Source organism: Micromonospora sp. MGP-C2 (genome assembly GCF_057766525.1).
Genome location: NZ_JBYMEN010000002.1, coordinates 1,496,262 through 1,515,138, shown reverse-complemented (window position 1 = coordinate 1,515,138; position 18,877 = coordinate 1,496,262). Strand labels below are relative to the sequence as shown.

Sequence of the window (18,877 nt, the reverse complement as noted above, 5' to 3'; positions counted from 1 at the left end):
CAGCTCACGGGCGAGGGCGTCTATGTTGACCCGCTCCCCGGGGGAAGGATGTGGTCCATCACCAGGGTCTTTATCGACTCGTAGACGTCCTCGCTGAGGGTGAGCCGACGGGCGGGACGGAGTCGACCCTCGCGTGCTTCCTGCTGGGCCATCTCGTCTCCTAAGCAACCCCTTGACTGTGCTGGCGTGAGCGAGTACACACTAGCAAAGCAACATCCTATAGGAAATAGGTTCCCCCGCCGCCGTCTCACCACCACCGCCCCGAGGAGACGAACATGTCGCGCAGAATGCTGTCCCGGATCGGCTCGGGCCTCACCGTCCTGGCCCTCGCCACGACCACAGTGGCCTGCACCAAGAAGAGCGACACCACCGACACCGAAGCCGGCGGCCGGGAACCAGCCCAGGTCAAGGTCGCGCTGGTGCCCGGCGGTTCGCACCCGTACTTCCAGCCCTGGAAGGACGCCGGAGCCGCCGCGAAATCGGAGCTTTCGCTCGGCGACGTCACCTTCAACGAGACGGCCGGCTGGGACCAGACCAAACAGAACGACGTGCTCAAGTCCCTGGCCGCACAGGGTTACAACGCCTTCGGCGTCTTCGGCGTCTCGCCGGACAACATCAACTCCACCTTCGAGGACCTCAAGCGGCAGGGCTTCGCCGTCGGCTCCCTTGCGTCGTGCCCCGCCGGGGCCAACAAGGCCGACTTCTGCCTCTCCACCGACGTCGAGGTCGCCGCGTACAAGGGCGCCAAGGCCGCCATCGACGCCATGGGTGGCCAGGGCAACCTGGTGCACCTGACGGGCAACAAGGTCGACTCCAACACCCAGCGCCGGATCAAGGGCGTGGAGAAGGCGGTCGCCGAGACCGGCGGCAAGGTGGTGCTCGTCCAGAGCGTCACCGACATCGACAAGGACCTCCAGAGCGCCCAGAAGGCGGTGGCCGACCTCCTCGCCGCCAAGGGCCGCCAGATCCAGGCGATCGTGAACACCGCCTACAACCCCGCGGTCGCCTCCGCCGAGGGCGTACGCCAGTCGAAGCTGCCCATCAAGGTGATCGCCATCGACGACGACCCGGCGGTCCTCGACGGACTGCGGGGCGGATCGGTGGCAGCCACCGTCCTGCAGAACCCGGTCGGCCAGGCCCGGGTCGGCTCGTACGCGCTGATGAAGCTCAGCGGCGGCTGCACGATCTCCGAGCCCGGCGTGACGATCGACTCCGGTTCGTTCGTGGTGACCAGGGACAAGCTGGACGGCTACGAGGCCGACCGCACCGCGACCACCGAGGCACTGCGGAAGAAGTTCGACGGCGACCTGCTCAAGTGCAACTGATGTCGAAGATCACGAAGGCCGAGGCGTACCTCGTCGACATCCCCGTCGAGACCGTCCGCACCGACGCGGTGCAGTCGTTCCTCAAGCAGGAGACGGTCTTCGTCGAGGTACGCACGGCCGACGGCGGGCACGGCACGGGCTACTCGTACACGATCGGGACCGGCGGCACCGCGGTGCTCGCGCTGCTGCGCGACTATCTGCTGCCACACCTGGTCGGCTGCGACGCCGCGCGGGTGGAGGCGATCTGGCGTGACCTGCACGCCGCCACCCGGGCCACCACCGTCGGCGCCGTCACCTCGCTGGCGCTCGCCGCGGTCGACACCGCGCTGTGGGATCTGCGCGCCCGAGCCGCCGGCCTGCCCCTGTGGGTGCTCGCCGGCGGCGCCAAGGACCGCATCCCGTTGTACGACACGGAGGGCGGCTGGCTGCACCTCACCGAGGACGAGCTGGTCGCCGGCGCGAAGGTCTCCCAGGCGGCCGGCTGGCCCGGCGTCAAGCTCAAGGTGGGCAAGCCGAACCCGGCCGAGGACGCGGCGCGGATCGGCGCGGTCCGGGCGGCCCTGGGCGACCACTTCGACGTGATGGTCGACGCCAACCAGTCCCTGACCGCAGCGGAGGCGATCCGCCGGGCCCGGCTGCTCGAACCGCACCAGGTCGCCTGGTTCGAGGAGCCGTTGCCGGCCGACGACGTCGCCGGGCACGAGCTGCTCGCCCGCGCGACCAGCATCCCCGTCGCGGTGGGGGAGTCGCTGTATTCCATCGGCCAGTTCGCCGAGTATCTGCGTCGCCAGGCCGCCGGCATCGTCCAGGTCGACGTCGCGCGGATCGGTGGCATCACCCCGTGGCTCAAGGTCGCGCACCTGGCTGAGGCGTGCAACGTGGTGGTCTGCCCGCACTTCCTCATGGAGCTGCACGTGAGCCTCTGCGCGGCCGTGCCCAACAGCCGCTACGTCGAGCACATCCCGCAACTGCGCGCGATCACCCGGACCGAGGTCGCGATCGTCGACGGCCACGCGCTCGCCCCCGGCGAGGCCGGCCTCGGCATCGACTGGGACCGCGACGCGATCGAGGACAGGAGGGTGGCGTGAAGACCGAAACCGCGCCGGAGGCGCCGGCGGCGCCTCCGGCCGCCGAGGCCCGGCCTCCCACCCGGGTCCTGCCGGTCTGGGCGAACCCCCGACTCGGCCTGCTCATCGTCATCGCCGCGCTGGTCGTGCTCTTCTCGTCGCTGACCCCCGCGTTCCTCGACCCCCGGCTCACCCTCGCGCCGCTACAGGCCGACATCAGCGTGTACGTCGTGGTCGGTCTCGCCCAACTCGCCGTGCTCTCGCTCGGGCACATGAACATGGCGGTCGGCCGGATGGCCGCCCTGTCCACCTTCGCGATGGGCCTGGTCTACGACCGGCTCGGCGTGCCCCTGCTGGTCGGGCTGCTGGTGGGCCTCGCCGTCGGGGCGGGCATCGGCGCGCTCGCCGGCCTGCTCATCGCCAAGACCGGCGTCAACTCCTTCGTGGTGACCCTCGCGCTCGACTTCGGGCTGCTGGGCCTGGTCACCATCCTCTACACGTGGGCCACCGGCGGGGTGTCGTTCGCGGTGCAGCCCAGCGGGCTGTCCGCCCTGCGCTTCGACACCTTCGCCGACTACTGCATGGGGGACGTCTGCGGACCCGGATCCCGCTGGTCGTGCCGATCGCGGTCGCGGCGGCGCTCGGCGTCGGGCTGCTGTTCCGGCATGCCCGGCTGGGTCGGGAGATCCTGATGACGGGCTCCAACACGGTCGCCGCCGAGCTGTCCGGCATCCCCACACACCGTCGGATCGTCGCCGCACACGCGGTGAGCGGGCTGCTCGCCGCACTGGCCGGGTTCCTGCTGGCCGCCAACAACGGGGCCTTCTCCGCCAACATCGGGGAGTCGTTCCTGCTGCCGTCGTTCCTGGCCCCGGTGCTCGGCGGCACACTGCTCGCCGGTGGCGCGGTCAGCGTGCTCGGCACCGCACTCGGCGCCACTCTCACCCAGGTCATCTACAAGGGCCTCAACCTGCTCCAGTTCTCCCTGGAGGAGCTGAAGCTCTACATCGGACTAGTTCTGCTCGCGGCGCTGTCGCTGGACCGGCTGCGAGCCGTGATCGCCGAGCGAAGGGCGGTGTCGACATCATGAGGAGCCTGGTCCGGACCAACGAGTTCACCCTCGCGGTGATCGCCGCCCTCGGGTTCGCGGCGCTCGCGGTCGCCACCGACTTCAACCTGCTCACCGCCGGCACGTTGGACGCGTTCCTGCGCTTCCTCGCCCTGCCGATCGTCATCGGCCTGGCCCAGATGGTGGTGCTCGCCGTCGGTCAGATGAACCTCTCGGTGGGCGTGCTCACCGGGTTCTGCGCGGTGGCCTCGGGCTGGCTGATGATCGACGCTGGTCTGCCGGCCCCGGTCGCGGTGCTCGCCGCGCTGGCCCTCGGCGCCACCGTCGGCCTGGTCAACGGCCTGTTGGTGATCTTCACCCGGATCAACGGGTTCATCGTCACCCTCGCCACCATGACGATCCTCGAAGGGCTGCGGTACGGGGTGAACGGCACCGGCACCTACCAGGGCTACTCGCCCGGGCTGCGGGAGTTCGGGCAGGCGTCCCTGGCGGGGGTGCCCGTGGTGTTCCTGCTGGCGGTCGCCATCGCGGTCGCGGTCGCGCTCTTCTTCCGTCGTACCGTGCCGGGGCGGCACCTGCTCGCCTCCGGCGGCAACCCGTTCGCGGCCCGGTTGTTGGGCATCTCCAACGACCGGGCGCTGGTGCTGGCCCACACGCTGTCCGGGCTGCTGGCCGGGTTCGCCGCCGTGATCGTGGTGGCCGCCTTCGGCTCGGTGAACGCCTCGATCGGCGACGACCTGCTGCTGCCCAGCTTCGCCGCACCGATCATCGGCGGAGTGGCCCTGGCCGGCGGCATGATCAGCGTGACCGGCACGGTCCTCGCGGCCTTCCTGGTAAGGCTGGTCGACGTGAGCCAGTCGCAGTTCGACATCAACCGGCGGTGGGTGGACCTCATCATCGGCGCGGTCGTCCTCGGCGCGGTGCTGCTCGGTCAGTTCCGCGACAAGCTCTCCGGAGGTCAGCGATGAGCGTCGTGCTGTCCGCGGAGAACCTGGTCAAGACGTTCCCCGGGGTGCGTGCCCTGGACGAGGCGACGCTGACCCTGACCGCCGGCAGCGTGCACGCGTTGCTCGGCGAGAACGGCGCCGGCAAGAGCACCCTGATCAAGATCCTCACCGGGGTGTACCGGCCGGACGGTGGGCTCCTGCGGCTGCCCGGGCCGGACGGCGAGCTGCGTACGGTGCAGCTCGGCAACCCGCAGGACGCCCAGCGGGCCGGCATCGGTGTGGTGCACCAGGAGCGGAACCTCATCCCGGCGTTCACCGTCGCGGAGAACATCTGCCTGCAACACCTGCCCCGGCGCGCCGGCCTGCTCGACCGGACGGCGCTGCGCGTCGAGGCACGTCGGTGCCTCGACCTGCTCGACCTCGATCTGGACCCCGACCTGCCGGTGTCGCGGCTCTCGGTGGCCCAGATGCAGCTGGTGGAGATCGCCAAGGCGTTGTCGGCCGACTCGACGGTGCTGCTGCTCGACGAACCGACCGCCTCGCTGACCAACGACGAGGCCGACCGGCTCTACGGGATCGTGCGCCGACTGTCCGAGCGGGGTCACGCAACCGTGCTGGTCAGCCACAAGCTGGAAGAGGTCTTCGCGGTCGCCGACACGGTGACCGTGCTGCGCGACGGGCGCAGCGTCGCCGAGGCCGAGCCCCTCGCCGACCACACCCGCGAGCAGATCGTCGACCTGATGGTCGGCCGGGCGTACCAGCAGGTGCACCTCGCCGAGCGCACAGTCGACGCGGACACCGAACCGGCCCTGGCTCTGGATCACGTCGCGACCACCGCCGGCCACCACGACGTCAGTCTCGTCGTACGCCCCGGCGAGATCGTCGGCCTGTACGGGCTGGTCGGTGCCGGCCGCAGCGAGCTGGCCAAGGCGCTCCTCGGCCTCGACCGGATCACCGCCGGTGAGGTGCGGGTGCACGGGCGCCCGGCCCGGATCCGGGACGTGGGCGACGCCCTGCACCGGCACCGGATCGGATACGTCACCGAGAACCGCAAGGAGGAGGGCCTCTTCCTCGACCAGACCGTCGCCCGCAACACGGCGGTGACGGTGTGGCGCAAGCTGGCCCGGCTCGGCCTGGTCCGGGACCGGGCGGAGCGGTCCCTGGTCGACGAGTACGCGGACCGGCTGGGCATCCGACTCGCCTCGCCCGACCAGCACGCCGGCCAGCTCTCCGGCGGCAACCAGCAGAAGGTCAGCCTCGCCAAGTGGTTGGCCGCCGACTGCGACGTGCTCATCATCGACGAACCCACAGTGGGCATCGACGTCCGCACCAAGGCGGCCTTCCACGAGTTGATCGCCGGTCTGGCCGCGCGGGGGATGGCGATCCTGCTGATCTCGTCGGACCTGCCGGAGATGGTGACCCTCGCCGACCGGATCGCGGTGATGCGGGAGTTCGCCATCGTCGGTGAGCTGGACAACGACCACGACTATGACCGGATGAGCCAGTCGGTGATCCGCTTCATCCACGACGGGCAGGGGGTGGTGGCGTGAGGGCCACGGACCAGGTGACAGTGGGGCGTACGGACGTGGCGGTGACCCGGCTCGGTCTGGGGCTCGCCCCGATCGGCGGCCTCTTCACCGCCGTCGGCGACGAGGTCGCCCACGCCACCGTCGAGGCGGCCTGGGACCTTGGGTTGCGCTACTTCGACACCGCCCCGCTCTACGGCTGCGGCCTCTCCGAACGGCGGGCCGGGGCGGTCCTCGCCGGCAAGCCGCGCGGCGAGTTCACCCTCTCCACCAAGGTGGGTCGGCTGCTCGTCCCCGGCGGTGGCGACGGGCAGGGGTTCTGGGCCGAGTCGACCGACCTGGCGCCGAGGTTCGACTTCTCCGCCGCCGGGGTGCGCCGCTCGCACGAGGAGAGCCTGGCCCGGCTGGGGCTGGACCGGGTCGACATCGCGCACATCCACGACCCGGACGACCACCTCGCCGAAGCGGCGGCGGAGGCGTACCCGGAGCTGGCGCGGCTGCGCGAGGCCGGTGAGATCGGCGCGGTCGGCGCCGGGATGAACCAGGCGCCGGCGCTGGTCGAGCTGGCCCACGCTGGCGACTTCGACTGCTTCATGCTCGCCGGCCGGTACACGCTGCTCGACCAGTCCGGCCTCGACGAGCTGCTGCCGCTGTGCCAGCAGAAGGGGATCTCGGTCCTCGCCGCCGGGGTCTACAACTCGGGCCTGCTGGCCGACCCGGGGCCGGGTGCCCACTACGACTACCGGCCGGCCGACGCGGGGCTGCTGCGGCGGGCCATGGCGATCCGGTCGGTGTGCGATCGGCACGGTGTGCCGCTGCGTGCCGCGGCGATCCAGTTCCCGCTCGGCCATCCGGCGGTCGCGAGCGTGGTGATCGGCGCCCAGGACCCGGAGCAGATCGCCGACAACGTGGCGATGTTCGAGTGGGACGTCCCCGGCGCGCTGTGGGCGGACCTGAAGGCCGAGGGTCTGCTGCCGGAGGAGGTGCCCACGCCATGATCATCGACGCTCACCATCACCTGTGGACCGCCGACTGTTCCTGGCTCGCCGCACCGGGCCTGGAGTCGATCCGGCGCGACTACACCATCGCCGACCTCGTACCCCGGCTCGACGAGGCCGGTGTGACGGCGACGGTGCTGGTCGAGGCCGGCCGCTGCGACGCCGCCGAGACCGCCGAGTTCCTCGCCCTCGCCGCCGCCACCCCCCGCATCGCCGGCGTGGTCGGCTGGGCGTCGCTCACCGACCCGGCCCTGCCCGCCACCCTCGCCGGCTACCGGGACCTGCCCGGCGCGACGAAGCTGGTCGGCATCCGCGACCAGGTGCAGGCGGTCGCCGACCCAGGGCACCTCGCCCGTCCCGACGTGCGTGCCGCCCTCGCGGCGATCGGGGCCGCTGGGCTGACCTTCGACCTGGTCGTGCACCTCGGGCAGTTGCCCGCCTGCGCCGAGGCGGCCCGGGCCACTCCCGGTGTCACCTTCGTCCTCGACCATCTGGGCAAACCGCGGATCGGCGCGGATGGTCTCGCCGGGTGGCGCGCCGCGGTGCGCGACCTGGCCGCCTGCGACAACGTCGTCGCGAAGCTCTCCGGCCTGCTCACCGAGGCCGGCCCCGGGTGGCGGGTGGCCGACATCCGGCCGTACGTCGACACCGCGCTGGAGCTGTTCGGCCCGCAACGGCTGATGGCCGGCTCCGACTGGCCCGTCTGCGACCTCGTCGCCTCGTACGCCGAGGCGTGGACGGCGCTCGACGCCTGCCTGGCTGAGTTGTCGACCGACGAGCGGACCGCCGTGCTGGCGGACACCGCGACTCGTACCTATGCACTGGAGGTTGGTTCGTGAAATTCATGCGCGTCGGGCCCGTGGGGCGGGAGCGCCCCGTGCTGTACGTCGACGGACGGCACTTCGACCTCTCGTCGCTCACCGCCGATATCGACGGGGAGTTCCTCGCCGGCGACGGCGTCCAGCGGGCACGGGAGGCCACCGACCTGCCCGAGGTCGACATCACCGGCCAGCGGGTCGGCGCGCCGGTCGCCCGCCCCGGGGTGGTCCTCTGCGTGGGGCAGAACTACGCCGCGCACGCCGCCGAGTCGGGTGCCGAGCCCCCGACCGCTCCGATCATCTTCTACAAGGCGCCCAACACCGTCGTCGGCCCCCACGACGACGTCCTGATCCCGCGTGGCTCGACGAAGACCGACTGGGAGGTGGAACTGGCGGTCGTGATCGGCCGCCGGGCCCGCTACCTCGCCTCTCCGGCCGACGCCCTCGGGCACATCGCCGGGTACGCGCTGTCCAACGACGTCTCCGAGCGCGACTTCCAGCTCGCCGTCTCCGGAGGCCAGTGGTCGAAGGGCAAGTCCTGTGAGACGTTCCAGCCGCTCGGCCCGTGGCTGGTCACCGCCGACGAGATCGAGGACCCGCAGGCGCTGCGGCTGCGTTCCTGGGTCAACGGCGAGCCCCGACAGGACTCCAGCACCAAGGACATGATCTTCGACGTGGCGTACCTGGTCTGGCACCTGTCGCAGTACACCGTCCTGGACCCGGGCGACGTCATCAACACCGGCACCCCGCAGGGGGTGGCGCTCTCCGGCCGGTTCCCGTACCTGGCCGCGGGCGACGTGATGGAGGTCGAGATCGACGGTCTCGGCCGGCAGCGCAGCACGCTCGGGAGAGCCTGATGGCTGTGATCACCTCCGTCGACACGTACGACGTGCGGTTCCCGACCTCGCGTGACCTGGACGGTTCCGACGCGATGAATCCGGACCCCGACTACTCGGCCGCGTACCTGGTGCTGAGCACCGACGACGGGCCGGACGGGCACGGGTTCACCTTCACCATCGGGAGGGGCAACGAGGTCTGTCGGGCGGCGATCGAGGCGCTGGTGCCGTACGTGGTCGGGCTCGACCCGGACACCGTCGACCTCGGCGCGTTCGCCCGTTCGCTCACCCAGGACTCGCAGTTGCGCTGGCTCGGCCCGGAGAAGGGGGTGATGCACCTGGCGACGGCGGCGGTGATCAACGCGATGTGGGACCTGGTCGCCAAGAGGGCGGGCAAACCGGTCTGGCGATACCTGGCCGACCTGAGCCCCGAGCAGATCGTCGACCTGGTCGACTGGCGGTACCTCAGCGACGCGCTGACCCCCGACGAGGCGCTGGAGATCCTGCGGGCGGCGCAGTCGGGTCGGACCCAGCGGATCGTCCGGCTCACCGAGCGGGGATATCCCGCGTACACGACGTCGCCCGGCTGGCTCGGCTACCCGGACGAGAAGGTGATCCGGCTGGCCAAGCAGGCGGTGGCCGACGGGTTCACCCAGATCAAGCTGAAGGTGGGCGCGGACGCCGCCGACGACGTGCGCCGCCTCCGCATCGCCCGCGAAACGGTCGGCCCGGACATCCGGATCGCCGTCGACGCCAACCAACGCTGGGACGTCGCCGAGGCGGTCACCCGGATGCGGGAGCTGGCGCCGTACGACCCGTGGTGGATCGAGGAGCCGACCAGCCCCGACGACGTGCTCGCCCACGCGGCGATCCGGTCCGCCCTGTCGGCCAGCGCACCCGGTGGCGGGCCGATCCGGGTCGCGACCGGTGAGCACGTGGCGAACCGGGTGGTGTTCAAGCAGCTGTTGCAGGCCGGCGCCGTCGACGTCGTGCAGATCGACGCGTGCCGGGTGGGTGGCGTCAACGAGAACGTCGCCATCCTGTTGCTGGCCGCGAAGTACGGGGTGCCGGTGTGCCCACACGCCGGGGGAGTCGGCCTCTGTGAGCTGGTCCAGCACCTGTCCATGTTCGACTTCGTGGCCGTGTCCGGCTCCACCCGTGACCGGGTCGTCGAGTACGTCGACCACCTGCACGAGCACTTCGTCGACCCGGTGGTGATCTCCGACGGGCACTACGTGGTGCCGACCGTCCCTGGGTTCTCCGCCGCGATGCGCCCGGAGAGCCTCGCCAGGTACGCGTACCCCGACGGGCCGGCATGGGTCTGACGAGCCTCGACCTGCTCGACCGCACGGCCTTCCTGATGGCGGTGCGTCAACTTGGAGGACTACTCGGAATGGGAGAGCAACATGCGGTGTGACGGCCTGGTGGCGGTGGTGACCGGCGGCGGCTCGGGGATCGGCAACGCCTGCGTACGGGCGTTCGTGGCCGCCGGCGCCCGGGTCGGCGTCCTGGACCTGGACCTGTCGGGCCTGCCCGACGATCCGCACGTCCATGGCGTCCGGGCCGACGTGGCCGACCGGTCCTCGCTCAGCGGGGCCGTCGCCTCGGTCGCCGAGGCATTCGGGGGCATCGACATCCTGGTGAACAACGCCGGCATCTCCGCCGTCGGCACCGTGGAGGAGGACGACGACGAGCGGTGGAGCAGGGTGCTCGACGTCAACGTCACCGGCGTGGCCCGCACCAGCGCTGTCGCCCTGCCATACCTGCGTCGGTCGTCGTCGGCGGCGATCGTCAACATCTCGTCGATCGCGGCGACCGTCGGCCTGCCCCGACGCGCCCTGTACTCGGCGTCGAAGGGTGCCGTGCACGCCCTCACCCTCGCCATGGCCGCCGACCTGGTGACCGAGGGGGTCCGGGTCAACTGTGTCGCCCCCGGCACCGTCGACACGCCCTGGGTGGCCCGCCTGCTCGCCGGCGCGGCCGACCCGACCGCGGAGAAGCGGCAGCTCGCCGCCCGTCAGCCGACCGGCCGTCTGGTGACCGCCGACGAGGTGGCCGCCGCCGTCGTCTACCTCGCGTCGCCCACCACGGGGTCAGTGACCGGGACGTCGCTGGCGGTGGATGGTGGCATGTCCGGCCTGCGCCTACCCGCCCAGGTGCCACCTGCCGCTGGTCAGGCCCGCAGTGCCGGATCGGGCACGTGACATGATTGCGTCATGGGGAAACAGCAGGACGTCGGCGAGCCCGACCGTCACAGCGGGTCCGACGCCACCGCCCACCGTCCGATCGGTGGCGATGTTGACGCGCGGCTAGCCCTCGCACAGGACCCCACAACGCCACAAATGACCCTTATCGACCTGGCGTCCGACCCGTCGGAGGTGGTCCGCAAGGCGGTCGCCGCTCGGGCCGACGCACCCGCGCAGGCCCTGCGACCGCTCACCAGGGACCAGGATCGTCAGGTCCGGGAGGCCGTGGCGAGGAACCCTTCCACCTCGATCGCCAACCTCCTGCGTCTCGTCAAGGACGACGACCGGTGGATCCGCTGGGCGGTCGCCAGCAACCCGGCCTGCGACGAGTCGGTCCGCCGGGCCATGGCGCAGGCATCGGACAAGGAGCTTCGCGGCCTCCTCGCGGAGAGCCGGGACCTGGAGCCCGAGCTGGCCGCCAAGCTGACCGGCGACGTCTCACCCGAGGTACGGGAACGACTCGCCACGCACACCCACGACCTCGACGTGATCAACACCCTGCTGGCCGATCGCACCGCTCGCGTACGCAAGGGGGTCGCCCGCAACCCGCGGGCCACCGCCGCGCAGCGCAGCGCGCTCGCCGCGGACCCGGTGGTCGACGTGCGTGCCGCGCTGGTCCGCTCGTTGGAGTTGGACGAGGCCGACCTGGAGCGCCTGGTCGACGACCGGTCGGTGCAGGTCCGCCTGGCGATGGCGACGTCCGAGCTCGTGCCGCAGCACATCCGGCAGCAGCTCACCCGCGACCCCGACGAGATGGTGGCCAGCGCGGCACGGGACTACCGCCCCGGCGCCGGCAACGCCTCCGCCGTGCGGGCGCCCCGCATCGCGCACCGGCCCTCCGCCGGTGCGGGTCGATCGGGTCGCGGCACCGCGCGCTGAGACCGATCCGGCCGGTGCCACCCGGCGCCGGCCCATGATCGACTCGGTTTCACGGAAGTCGGGGTGTCCGGGGCGACCTGACACCGCGACTTCACGAAAACCGAGTCAATCAGCGACTGGCCGAGCCGTGGTCCGGGCTCCGTGGGGGCACCGAGGTCTGCTCCCACAGTGACTTCATCTCGTCGAACGCCTGCTCCATCAGCTGCACCATCGCCTGCCGGGCGCGTGCGCCGTCGCGTCGTTGGATCGCCTGGGCGACGTCCGCGTGCATCTGGAGAGCCTGCTCGTGCGGGTGGTGCGGCATGAGGTGGTGCTTGTGCCGGCCGGTGAGCACCTCGGCGACCAGATCCTGAAGCCGGACGAACATCTCGTTGCCGGAGGCGAGCAGGACGCGCCGGTGGAACTCGATGTCGAGGTGCAGGAAGCGTTCCTCGTCGCCGGCCTCGCCGGCCGCCCACATCTTCGCCGCCAGCCCGACCAGGTCACTCGCTTCGTCGTGGCCGATCCGGTTGGCCGCCAGGTAGGCCGCGTGCGGCTCGACGGCGGTGCGTAGCTCGGTGATCGACCGGAGCTGGGCCATCCGGCCAGCCGAGGCGAGCCGCCAGCGGATCACCTGCGGGTCGAAGACGTTCCACGCGCTGGCCGGCAGGATCATCACTCCCACCCGGCGGCGTGCCTCGATGAACCCGATCGACGCCAGGACGCGCAGCACCTCGCGGACGACCGAGCGGGAGACGGCGTACCTGTCGACCAGTTCGTCGATGTTGAGGATCGCGCCGGGTGCCAGCTCGCCGCCGCAGATGGCGGTGCCCAGATGGTCGAGGACGCGGGCGTGCAGCCCAGCCTCGGCGGGGGCGGTCTGAGCGGCTGCAACCTCTGCTGAGGACGGTTCCACTCAAAGATCATATCATTTACATCAACCTCTTGAAGTAATCCGTCTATTCGGCCTAGCATCCCGATGTTAAGCGGATGTAACACCGAGGTAGCGGCTCTTCCGAGGGCGGCGGCCACGACAGAAGGAGAGACAAGCGTGCGACGTCGATCGATAATCGGCACTTCTCTGGCCGTGGTCACCGCCATGAGCCTCACCGCCTGCGGCGGTGACGATGGCGGCGAAGGTTCGAAGACCGTCCGCGTGACGCTGGTGAACCACGTCTGGACAGAGAACATCAAGAAGGCCCTGCCGGAGTTCGAGAAGCAGTCCGGCCTCAAGGTCGAGGTCACCCAGCTCGGCGAGGACCAACTGTCCGACCAGTACAACGTCAAGCTGAACGCCGGGTCCACCGACCTCGACGTGATGATGTACCGGCCCCTGCAGGAGGGGAAGCAGTTCGGCAAGAACAAGTACCTCGCCGACCTGAGCGAGAGGGTCAAGTCGGACAGCGCCTTCGAGTTCGGCGACTTCCAGGCCGGGCCGGTGCAGGCGACCACCTATGAGGACAAGGTGGTCGGCCTGCCGATCATCACCGAGCAGGAGGTCCTCTACTACCGCAAGGACCTGCTGGCCAAGTCCGGCTTCACCGCGCCACCCAAGAGCCTGGACGAACTCAAGGCACAGGCGGCGAAGGTCGAGGCCGACAACCCCGGCGTCGCCGGCTTCGTCGCTCGTACCGGCAAGGCCGCTGCCGTCACCCAGTTCTCCAGCTTCCTCTTCAGCTTCGGTGGCGACTTCGTGGACAGCAGCGGAAAGGCCACTGTCAACACCGAGCAGGCCAAGCAGGCGTACGCCTTCTACGGCGGCCTGCTCCGGGACCACGGCCCGGAGAACATCAGCACCGACATGAGCTGGTCGGAGGCGATGGCGATCTTCACGCAGGGCAAGGCCGCCTTCTACACCGAGGCCAACTCGCTCTACAAGAACGCCACCGACCCCACCAAGTCCAAGGTCGTCGACACCGTCGGCTTCGCCGCGTTCCCGGCTGGCCCGGCCGGATCGAAGCCGTACAACATCCCCTCCTGGGCGCTCGGCATGAACGACAGCTCGGAGAACAAGGACAACGCCTGGAAGTTCATCCAGTGGGCGGCCGGCAAGGAGCAGGCGCTGGCGCAGCAGACGGCCGGCGTACCCGGTGCCCGTACCTCCGTCTGGGCGAACCCGGCGAGCACCGCGACCCTGCCGAAGGACCTGGCCGAGGCCAACACGGTCAGCACCGCGAACGGTGTCGGGCACGACCGCCCGCTGGTGGTCAAGGTGGCTGAGGCGCGCGAGATCGTCGGCCAGCCGATCGTCGACGCGATCACCGGCAAGGACGCCGCCAGCTCGGCGGACGCGGCGAACGCGGCGTTCCAGAAGTTCCTCGACGACGAGGCGAAGTAACCCACGCGCCGGGCGGCGGAGCCGACGTGCTCCGCCGCCTCGCCGGGACCTGGCCCCCGAACCCGGAGATCTGAATGTCAGCCGTCACCGCACCCCGCACCGATTCGCCCAAGGCCCCCATGGCGTCCCCGGAGTCGTCGGCCTGGTCGCAGTGGGCCAACAAACATCGCAAGTGGCTCTTCGCGGCACCCGCCATGGCGTTCGTCGCCGTGCTGATCATCTTTCCGGTGGCGTGGACGGGCTATCTGAGCCTGACCGACGCCGAGGGTTCGGTGCGCGCCGAGTCCGAGTTCATCGGGTTCCAGAACTACCTCGACGTGCTCACCGACACCGACCGGTTCTGGCCGGCGGTCTGGCGTACGGTCCTGTTCACCGGCGTCGTGCTGTTCTTCGAGGTCGTTCTCGGCATGGCGATAGCCCTGCTGCTGTGGCGGCCCTTCCGCGGTGAGAAGTGGGTCCGCGTCGCGATCCTCCTGCCGCTGGTGGCCACCCCGGTCGCGGTCGGCATGATGTGGCGCCTCATCTTCGACCCCAACATCGGGATGGCGAACCAGCTGCTCGGCTGGATCGGCATCGGCCCACAGCCCTGGCTGGCCGGCCAGAACTCGGCCCTGCCGACGACGATGTTCATCGACATCTGGCAGTGGACACCGATGGTCGTGCTGATCCTGCTCGCCGGGCTCACCTCACTCTCCGACGAGCCCCAGGAGGCGGCCCGGATCGACGGCGCCAGCAGCTGGCAGCGGTTCCGGCACGTCACCCTCCCGCTGTTGATGCCCACGGTGATCGTCGCCATCCTGCTGCGCGGCATCGACGCGCTCAAGACGTTCGACATCCTCTACGCGACCAAGGGGCGCGGCGGCGGGTCGTTCCACGAGGTCGAGACCCTCAACGTGTACGCCTACGGCCTCAGCTTCGACTACAACGACTACGGCGTCTCGTCGACCGTTCTCATCATCTTCTTCCTGATCATCATCGGGGTGATGTGGGCCCTCACCTATCGCAAGAAGGGGCTGGGCCGATGAAGCCGAGCAAGCCGTACCGCGTCTTCCGCACGTCAGCTCTCGTCGTCGTGGTGTTCGGGCTGATGGCGCCGCTGCTCTGGATGATCGCGGCGTCCTTCAAGACCAATGTGGACATCTACGACACCGCCAAGGCGTTCGTCTTCTCACCCAGCCTGAAGAACTACGAGACCGTCCTCCAGCAGGCCAACTATCTCGAGTTCATCGGCAACAGCCTCTGGGTGGCGTTCGCGGCCACCACGCTCTCGCTCCTGCTGGGGGTGCCCGCCGCCTACTCGATGAGCCGCTTCAACATGAAGAAGTCGGCGCTGGTCGTGCTCATGGCCCGGGTGATCCCAGGCGTCTCACTCCTGGTGCCCTGGTACTACGTCTTCTCGAACCTGAAGCTGGTCGGCGGGTTCAGCGTGCTGATCCTGAGCCACATGTTCGTGTCGCTGCCGCTGATCGTCTATATCATGATGGGCTACTTCGACGGCCTGCCGACCGAGTTGGAAGAGGCGGCGCTGGTCGACGGGCTGACCCACATCGGCGCGTTCCGGCGGATCACCCTGCCGCTGTCGGTGCCCGGCGTCGCGACGGCCGGCATCCTGTCGTTCATCTTCTCCTGGAACAACTTCATGTTCGCCCTGGTGCTCTCCGGCTCCGACACGAAGACGCTGCCCGTGGCGATCTTCGACTTCGTCGGGTACGCCAGCATCGACTGGGGCGGCCTGATGGCCGCCGCGACAGTGGTCACCCTGCCGATCATGCTGATCGCCCTGTTCGTGCAGAAGTACGTCGTCTCCGGCCTCACCGCCGGTGCCACGAAGGGCTGACAGCTCCATGACGAAGATCGCAAAGGTGGAGACCTTCCTGGTCGCGCCGCGCTGGCTGTTCGTCCGGGTCGAGACGGAGTCCGGCATCGTCGGCTGGGGCGAGGCGACCTGCGAGGGCCGGTCCGAGACCGTACGCACCGCCGTCCATCAGCTCAGCGAGCTGCTCACCGGTCGGGACGCGCTGCGCATCGAGGACCACTGGCAGGTGATGACCAAGGGCTCCTTCTATCGGGGCGGCCCGATCCTGGCCAGTGCGGTGTCCGGTCTGGACCAGGCGCTCTGGGACATCGCCGGAAAGCACTACGGCGCCCCTGTGCACCAACTGCTCGGCGGGCCGGTCCGGGACCGGATCCGGGTCTACGGCTGGGTCGGTGGCGACGAGCCCGCCGAGATCCGCGACCAGATCAGCGCCCAGGTCGAGGCGGGCCTGACCGCGGTGAAGATGAACGCGTCGGGGCGGATGGGCGCGCTCGCCTCGGTTGCCGAACTCGACGCGGTCGTGCAGCGGGTGGCCGTCGCCCGCGAGGTCCTCGGCGACGACCGCGACGTCGCTGTCGACTTCCACGGGCGATTCACCCTCGCCAACGTCCGGCGGGTCGCCCCACTCCTGGAGCCGTACCGGCCGTTCTTCCTCGAAGAACCGGTGGTGCCGGAGAACTCGCACCTGATCGGCGACGTCGTCCGCTGCACCACCACCCCGGTCTCGACCGGGGAGCGGCTCTACAGCCGGCAGGAGTTCCTCCCCGTGCTACAGGCCGGCATCGCCGTGGCCCAGCCGGACCTCGCGCACGCCGGCGGCATCACCGAGGTGCGCAAGATCGCCACGCTGGCCGAGGTGTACGACGTGCAGCTCGCCCCGCACTGCCCGCTCGGGCCCATCGCCCTCGCCGCCTGCCTCCAGGTCGGCTTCGCGACGCCCAACTTCCTGATCCAGGAGCAGAGCGTCGGCATCCACTACAACCAGGGCGCCGAGGTGCTCGACTACTGCCTCGACAAGACCCCGCTGACCTTCGTCGACGGGTACGTACAGCGGTTGACCGCACCCGGCCTCGGCATCGAGATCGACGAGCACGCGGTGCGGACGGCGGACAAGCGGGGCCACGCCTGGCGTAGCCCGACCTGGCGGCACCCCGACGGCTCGTTCGCCGAATGGTGAGACCACCCCGGTCCTGAAGGAACGAAAGGCACCCCGTGAAGATCGTCGCAGCAGACATCATCGTGTCCAGCCCCGACCGGAACTTCGTCACCCTGAAGATCACCACCGACGAGGGCATCACCGGTCTGGGCGACGCCACGCTCAACGGCCGTGAGCTGTCCGTTGCCTCGTACCTGCGCGACCACGTGGCCCCGTTGCTGATGGGGCGGGACCCGCACCGGATCGAGGACACCTGGCAGTTCCTGTACCGCTCGGCGTACTGGCGTCGTGGACCGGTCACGATGGCGGCCATCGCGGCGGTCGACGTGGCGCTGTGGGACATCAAAGCCAAGGCCGCGGGCATGCCGCTGTACCAACTGCTGGGCGGCGCGTCCCGCACCGGCATCATGGCGTACGGGCACGCGTCGGGGCGGGACCTTCCCGAGCTGTTCGACTCGATCCGCCGCCACCTCGACGAGGGCTTCCGGTCGATCCGGGTGCAGACCTCGGTGCCGGGGATCAACGCGGTGTACGGCGTGGCCGCCCAGCCCAGCGCCACCGGCCAGCGCTACGACTACGAACCCGCGCAGCGCACCCCGCTGCCCGTCGAGGAGGACTGGGACACCCGCGCGTACCTGCGCCACCTGCCCGAGGTCTTCGAGGCGGTCCGCGGTGAGTTCGGCCCGGAGTTGCCGCTGCTGCACGACGGTCACCACCGGATGACCCCGATCCAGGCCGCCAAGCTCGGCAAGGCCCTCGAACCGTACGACCTGTTCTGGCTGGAGGACTGCACCCCGGCGGAGAACCAGGAGGCCCTGCGGCTGGTCCGCCAGCACACCACCACCCCGCTGGCCATCGGCGAGGTCTTCAACACGGTCTGGGACTACCAGACCCTGATCCGCGAGCAGCTGATCGACTACGTCCGGTCCGCGGTCACCCACACCGGTGGCATCACCGCCATGCGCAAGCTGCTCGACTTCGCCGCCCAGTACCAGATCAAGTCCGGCATCCACGGCCCCACGGACATCTCCCCGGTGGGCATGGCCGCGGCGCTGCACCTGGACCTGGCCATCCACAACTTCGGCATCCAGGAGTACATGAAGCACACCCCGCTGGCCAACGAGGTGTTCCGGCAGTCGTTCACCTTCACCGACGGCTACCTGCACCCGGGCGACCAGCCGGGTCTCGGGGTGGAGCTCGACGAGGAGGTGGCGGCCCGCTTCCCGTACGAGCCGGCCTACCTGCCGTTCAACAGGCTCAAGGACGGCACGATCCATGACTGGTGAGGGGCGGGGCGACGCCCCACCCACCCGGCACGTCGTGGTGATGGGTGTCTCCGGCGCCGGCAAGACCACCGTGGCGCGGGGGATCAGCGCGGCCACCGGGCTGGCGTTCGCCGAGGCGGACGAGTTCCACTCCCCGGCGAACGTGGCACGCATGCGCTCGGGCGTACCGCTGGACGACACCACCCGCCGGCCCTGGCTGCGGGACATCGCCGCGTGGATCGCCGATCGCGGCGCCGAGGGCCGGTCGACGGTGCTGGCCTGCTCGGCGCTCAAGCGGTCGTACCGGGACGTGCTGCGCCAGGGCACGCTCCGGTTGGACTTCGTGCATCTCGCCGGGCCGGCCGAGGTCATCCGGGCCAGGATGGCCCGGCGCGAGGGGCACTACATGCCGGCGAGCCTGCTCGAATCCCAGCTCGCCACGCTGGAGCCGGCGGAGCCGGACGAGTCGGTGCTCGTGCTCGACGTCGCGCTCACCCCGGAGGCGCTGGTCGCGGCGGCAGTGGACGGCCTCGGCCTGCACCCCTACCGCCGTCCGGACTCGCAACGGAGCGTGTTAGGTTAGCCAACCCTAATCGATAACGGAGTCCGCCT

The 18,877-nt window shown here is 70.1% G+C and carries 20 protein-coding genes; 18 read left to right on the top strand and 2 right to left on the bottom strand.

Annotated elements, in window-relative coordinates:
* Window positions 1-20 precede the first annotated feature (20 nt).
* A complete protein-coding gene (locus tag AC3CF1_RS06615) occupies window positions 21-152 on the bottom strand; it encodes a hypothetical protein (RefSeq protein ID WP_488452157.1) in 132 nt (43 codons plus the stop codon).
* 123 nt (window positions 153-275) lie between these two features.
* Here AC3CF1_RS06615 and AC3CF1_RS06610 point away from each other — a divergent pair, with 123 nt between their 5' ends.
* From AC3CF1_RS06610 to AC3CF1_RS06555, 12 genes are all read left to right on the top strand, one after another.
* A complete protein-coding gene (locus tag AC3CF1_RS06610) occupies window positions 276-1,325 on the top strand; it encodes a sugar ABC transporter substrate-binding protein (RefSeq protein WP_197699539.1) in 1,050 nt (349 codons plus the stop codon).
* Entirely contained in the window at window positions 1,325-2,413 is a 1,089-nt protein-coding gene (locus AC3CF1_RS06605; RefSeq protein WP_488449832.1) for a mandelate racemase/muconate lactonizing enzyme family protein, read from the top strand. The genes AC3CF1_RS06610 and AC3CF1_RS06605 overlap by 1 nt, the downstream gene beginning before the upstream one ends.
* Window positions 2,410-3,084, top strand: a complete 675-nt coding sequence (locus tag AC3CF1_RS06600) for an ABC transporter permease subunit (protein WP_488449831.1) — start codon at window positions 2,410-2,412, stop codon at window positions 3,082-3,084. Before AC3CF1_RS06605 ends, AC3CF1_RS06600 begins: the two co-directional genes overlap by 4 nt.
* On the top strand, window positions 3,009-3,482 hold the full coding sequence (locus tag AC3CF1_RS06595) for an ABC transporter permease (protein WP_488449830.1): 474 nt from the start codon (window positions 3,009-3,011) through the stop codon (window positions 3,480-3,482). The genes AC3CF1_RS06600 and AC3CF1_RS06595 overlap by 76 nt, the downstream gene beginning before the upstream one ends.
* On the top strand, window positions 3,479-4,429 hold the full coding sequence (locus AC3CF1_RS06590; RefSeq protein WP_488449829.1) for an ABC transporter permease: 951 nt from the start codon (window positions 3,479-3,481) through the stop codon (window positions 4,427-4,429). Before AC3CF1_RS06595 ends, AC3CF1_RS06590 begins: the two co-directional genes overlap by 4 nt.
* A complete protein-coding gene (locus tag AC3CF1_RS06585) occupies window positions 4,426-5,958 on the top strand; it encodes a sugar ABC transporter ATP-binding protein (RefSeq protein ID WP_488449828.1) in 1,533 nt (510 codons plus the stop codon). Before AC3CF1_RS06590 ends, AC3CF1_RS06585 begins: the two co-directional genes overlap by 4 nt.
* Complete coding sequence (locus AC3CF1_RS06580; RefSeq protein ID WP_488449827.1) at window positions 5,955-6,932, top strand: aldo/keto reductase; 978 nt, start codon at window positions 5,955-5,957, stop codon at window positions 6,930-6,932. The genes AC3CF1_RS06585 and AC3CF1_RS06580 overlap by 4 nt, the downstream gene beginning before the upstream one ends.
* Window positions 6,929-7,771: an amidohydrolase family protein gene (locus AC3CF1_RS06575; protein ID WP_488449826.1), complete on the top strand. Its 843-nt coding sequence runs from the start codon at window positions 6,929-6,931 to the stop codon at window positions 7,769-7,771. The genes AC3CF1_RS06580 and AC3CF1_RS06575 overlap by 4 nt, the downstream gene beginning before the upstream one ends.
* Window positions 7,768-8,607 (top strand): fumarylacetoacetate hydrolase family protein, encoded by an 840-nt coding sequence (locus tag AC3CF1_RS06570; protein ID WP_355159912.1) that lies wholly within the window; start codon window positions 7,768-7,770, stop codon window positions 8,605-8,607. Before AC3CF1_RS06575 ends, AC3CF1_RS06570 begins: the two co-directional genes overlap by 4 nt.
* Entirely contained in the window at window positions 8,607-9,911 is a 1,305-nt protein-coding gene (locus AC3CF1_RS06565) for an L-fuconate dehydratase (protein WP_354980839.1), read from the top strand. The genes AC3CF1_RS06570 and AC3CF1_RS06565 overlap by 1 nt, the downstream gene beginning before the upstream one ends.
* A gap of 51 nt (window positions 9,912-9,962) precedes the next feature.
* A complete protein-coding gene (locus AC3CF1_RS06560) occupies window positions 9,963-10,790 on the top strand; it encodes an SDR family NAD(P)-dependent oxidoreductase (RefSeq protein ID WP_355159915.1) in 828 nt (275 codons plus the stop codon).
* Between the two features lie 138 nt (window positions 10,791-10,928).
* Entirely contained in the window at window positions 10,929-11,711 is a 783-nt protein-coding gene (locus AC3CF1_RS06555; protein WP_488449825.1) for a hypothetical protein, read from the top strand.
* 109 nt (window positions 11,712-11,820) lie between these two features.
* Here the strand turns inward: AC3CF1_RS06555 and AC3CF1_RS06550 are convergent, their stop codons facing one another.
* Window positions 11,821-12,606: a FadR/GntR family transcriptional regulator gene (locus tag AC3CF1_RS06550; RefSeq protein WP_210924613.1), complete on the bottom strand. Its 786-nt coding sequence runs from the start codon at window positions 12,604-12,606 to the stop codon at window positions 11,821-11,823.
* Between the two features lie 135 nt (window positions 12,607-12,741).
* Between AC3CF1_RS06550 and AC3CF1_RS06545 the strand changes: the two genes are divergently transcribed.
* From AC3CF1_RS06545 to AC3CF1_RS06520, 6 genes are all read left to right on the top strand, one after another.
* A complete protein-coding gene (locus tag AC3CF1_RS06545) occupies window positions 12,742-14,028 on the top strand; it encodes an ABC transporter substrate-binding protein (RefSeq protein ID WP_488449824.1) in 1,287 nt (428 codons plus the stop codon).
* A 74-nt stretch (window positions 14,029-14,102) separates the two neighbouring features.
* A complete protein-coding gene (locus tag AC3CF1_RS06540) occupies window positions 14,103-15,053 on the top strand; it encodes a carbohydrate ABC transporter permease (protein WP_088948827.1) in 951 nt (316 codons plus the stop codon).
* Window positions 15,050-15,865 (top strand): carbohydrate ABC transporter permease, encoded by an 816-nt coding sequence (locus AC3CF1_RS06535; RefSeq protein ID WP_088948826.1) that lies wholly within the window; start codon window positions 15,050-15,052, stop codon window positions 15,863-15,865. Before AC3CF1_RS06540 ends, AC3CF1_RS06535 begins: the two co-directional genes overlap by 4 nt.
* 7 nt (window positions 15,866-15,872) lie before the next feature.
* A complete protein-coding gene (dgoD, locus tag AC3CF1_RS06530; RefSeq protein ID WP_354980833.1) occupies window positions 15,873-17,021 on the top strand; it encodes a galactonate dehydratase in 1,149 nt (382 codons plus the stop codon).
* A gap of 35 nt (window positions 17,022-17,056) precedes the next feature.
* Complete coding sequence (gene manD, locus AC3CF1_RS06525; protein WP_088948824.1) at window positions 17,057-18,286, top strand: D-mannonate dehydratase ManD; 1,230 nt, start codon at window positions 17,057-17,059, stop codon at window positions 18,284-18,286.
* Window positions 18,276-18,848 (top strand): gluconokinase, encoded by a 573-nt coding sequence (locus AC3CF1_RS06520; RefSeq protein ID WP_488449823.1) that lies wholly within the window; start codon window positions 18,276-18,278, stop codon window positions 18,846-18,848. Before manD ends, AC3CF1_RS06520 begins: the two co-directional genes overlap by 11 nt.
* The last annotated feature ends 29 nt before the right edge of the window (window positions 18,849-18,877 follow it).

Bases quoted from the DNA above. Each gene is read 5' to 3' on its own strand.
- AC3CF1_RS06590 (WP_488449829.1), top strand. From the start codon at position 3,479: ATGAGGAGCCTGGTCCGGACCAACGAGTTCACCCTCGCGGTGATCGCC.
- AC3CF1_RS06535 (WP_088948826.1), top strand. From the start codon at position 15,050: ATGAAGCCGAGCAAGCCGTACCGCGTCTTCCGCACGTCAGCTCTCGTC.
- AC3CF1_RS06585 (WP_488449828.1), top strand. From the start codon at position 4,426: ATGAGCGTCGTGCTGTCCGCGGAGAACCTGGTCAAGACGTTCCCCGGG.
- AC3CF1_RS06610 (WP_197699539.1), top strand. From the start codon at position 276: ATGTCGCGCAGAATGCTGTCCCGGATCGGCTCGGGCCTCACCGTCCTG.
- AC3CF1_RS06565 (WP_354980839.1), top strand. From the start codon at position 8,607: ATGGCTGTGATCACCTCCGTCGACACGTACGACGTGCGGTTCCCGACC.
- AC3CF1_RS06555 (WP_488449825.1), top strand. From the start codon at position 10,929: ATGACCCTTATCGACCTGGCGTCCGACCCGTCGGAGGTGGTCCGCAAG.
- AC3CF1_RS06575 (WP_488449826.1), top strand. From the start codon at position 6,929: ATGATCATCGACGCTCACCATCACCTGTGGACCGCCGACTGTTCCTGG.
- AC3CF1_RS06520 (WP_488449823.1), top strand. From the start codon at position 18,276: ATGACTGGTGAGGGGCGGGGCGACGCCCCACCCACCCGGCACGTCGTG.
- dgoD (WP_354980833.1), top strand. From the start codon at position 15,873: ATGACGAAGATCGCAAAGGTGGAGACCTTCCTGGTCGCGCCGCGCTGG.
- AC3CF1_RS06605 (WP_488449832.1), top strand. From the start codon at position 1,325: ATGTCGAAGATCACGAAGGCCGAGGCGTACCTCGTCGACATCCCCGTC.
- AC3CF1_RS06615 (WP_488452157.1), bottom strand. From the start codon at position 152: ATGGCCCAGCAGGAAGCACGCGAGGGTCGACTCCGTCCCGCCCGTCGG.
- AC3CF1_RS06540 (WP_088948827.1), top strand. From the start codon at position 14,103: ATGTCAGCCGTCACCGCACCCCGCACCGATTCGCCCAAGGCCCCCATG.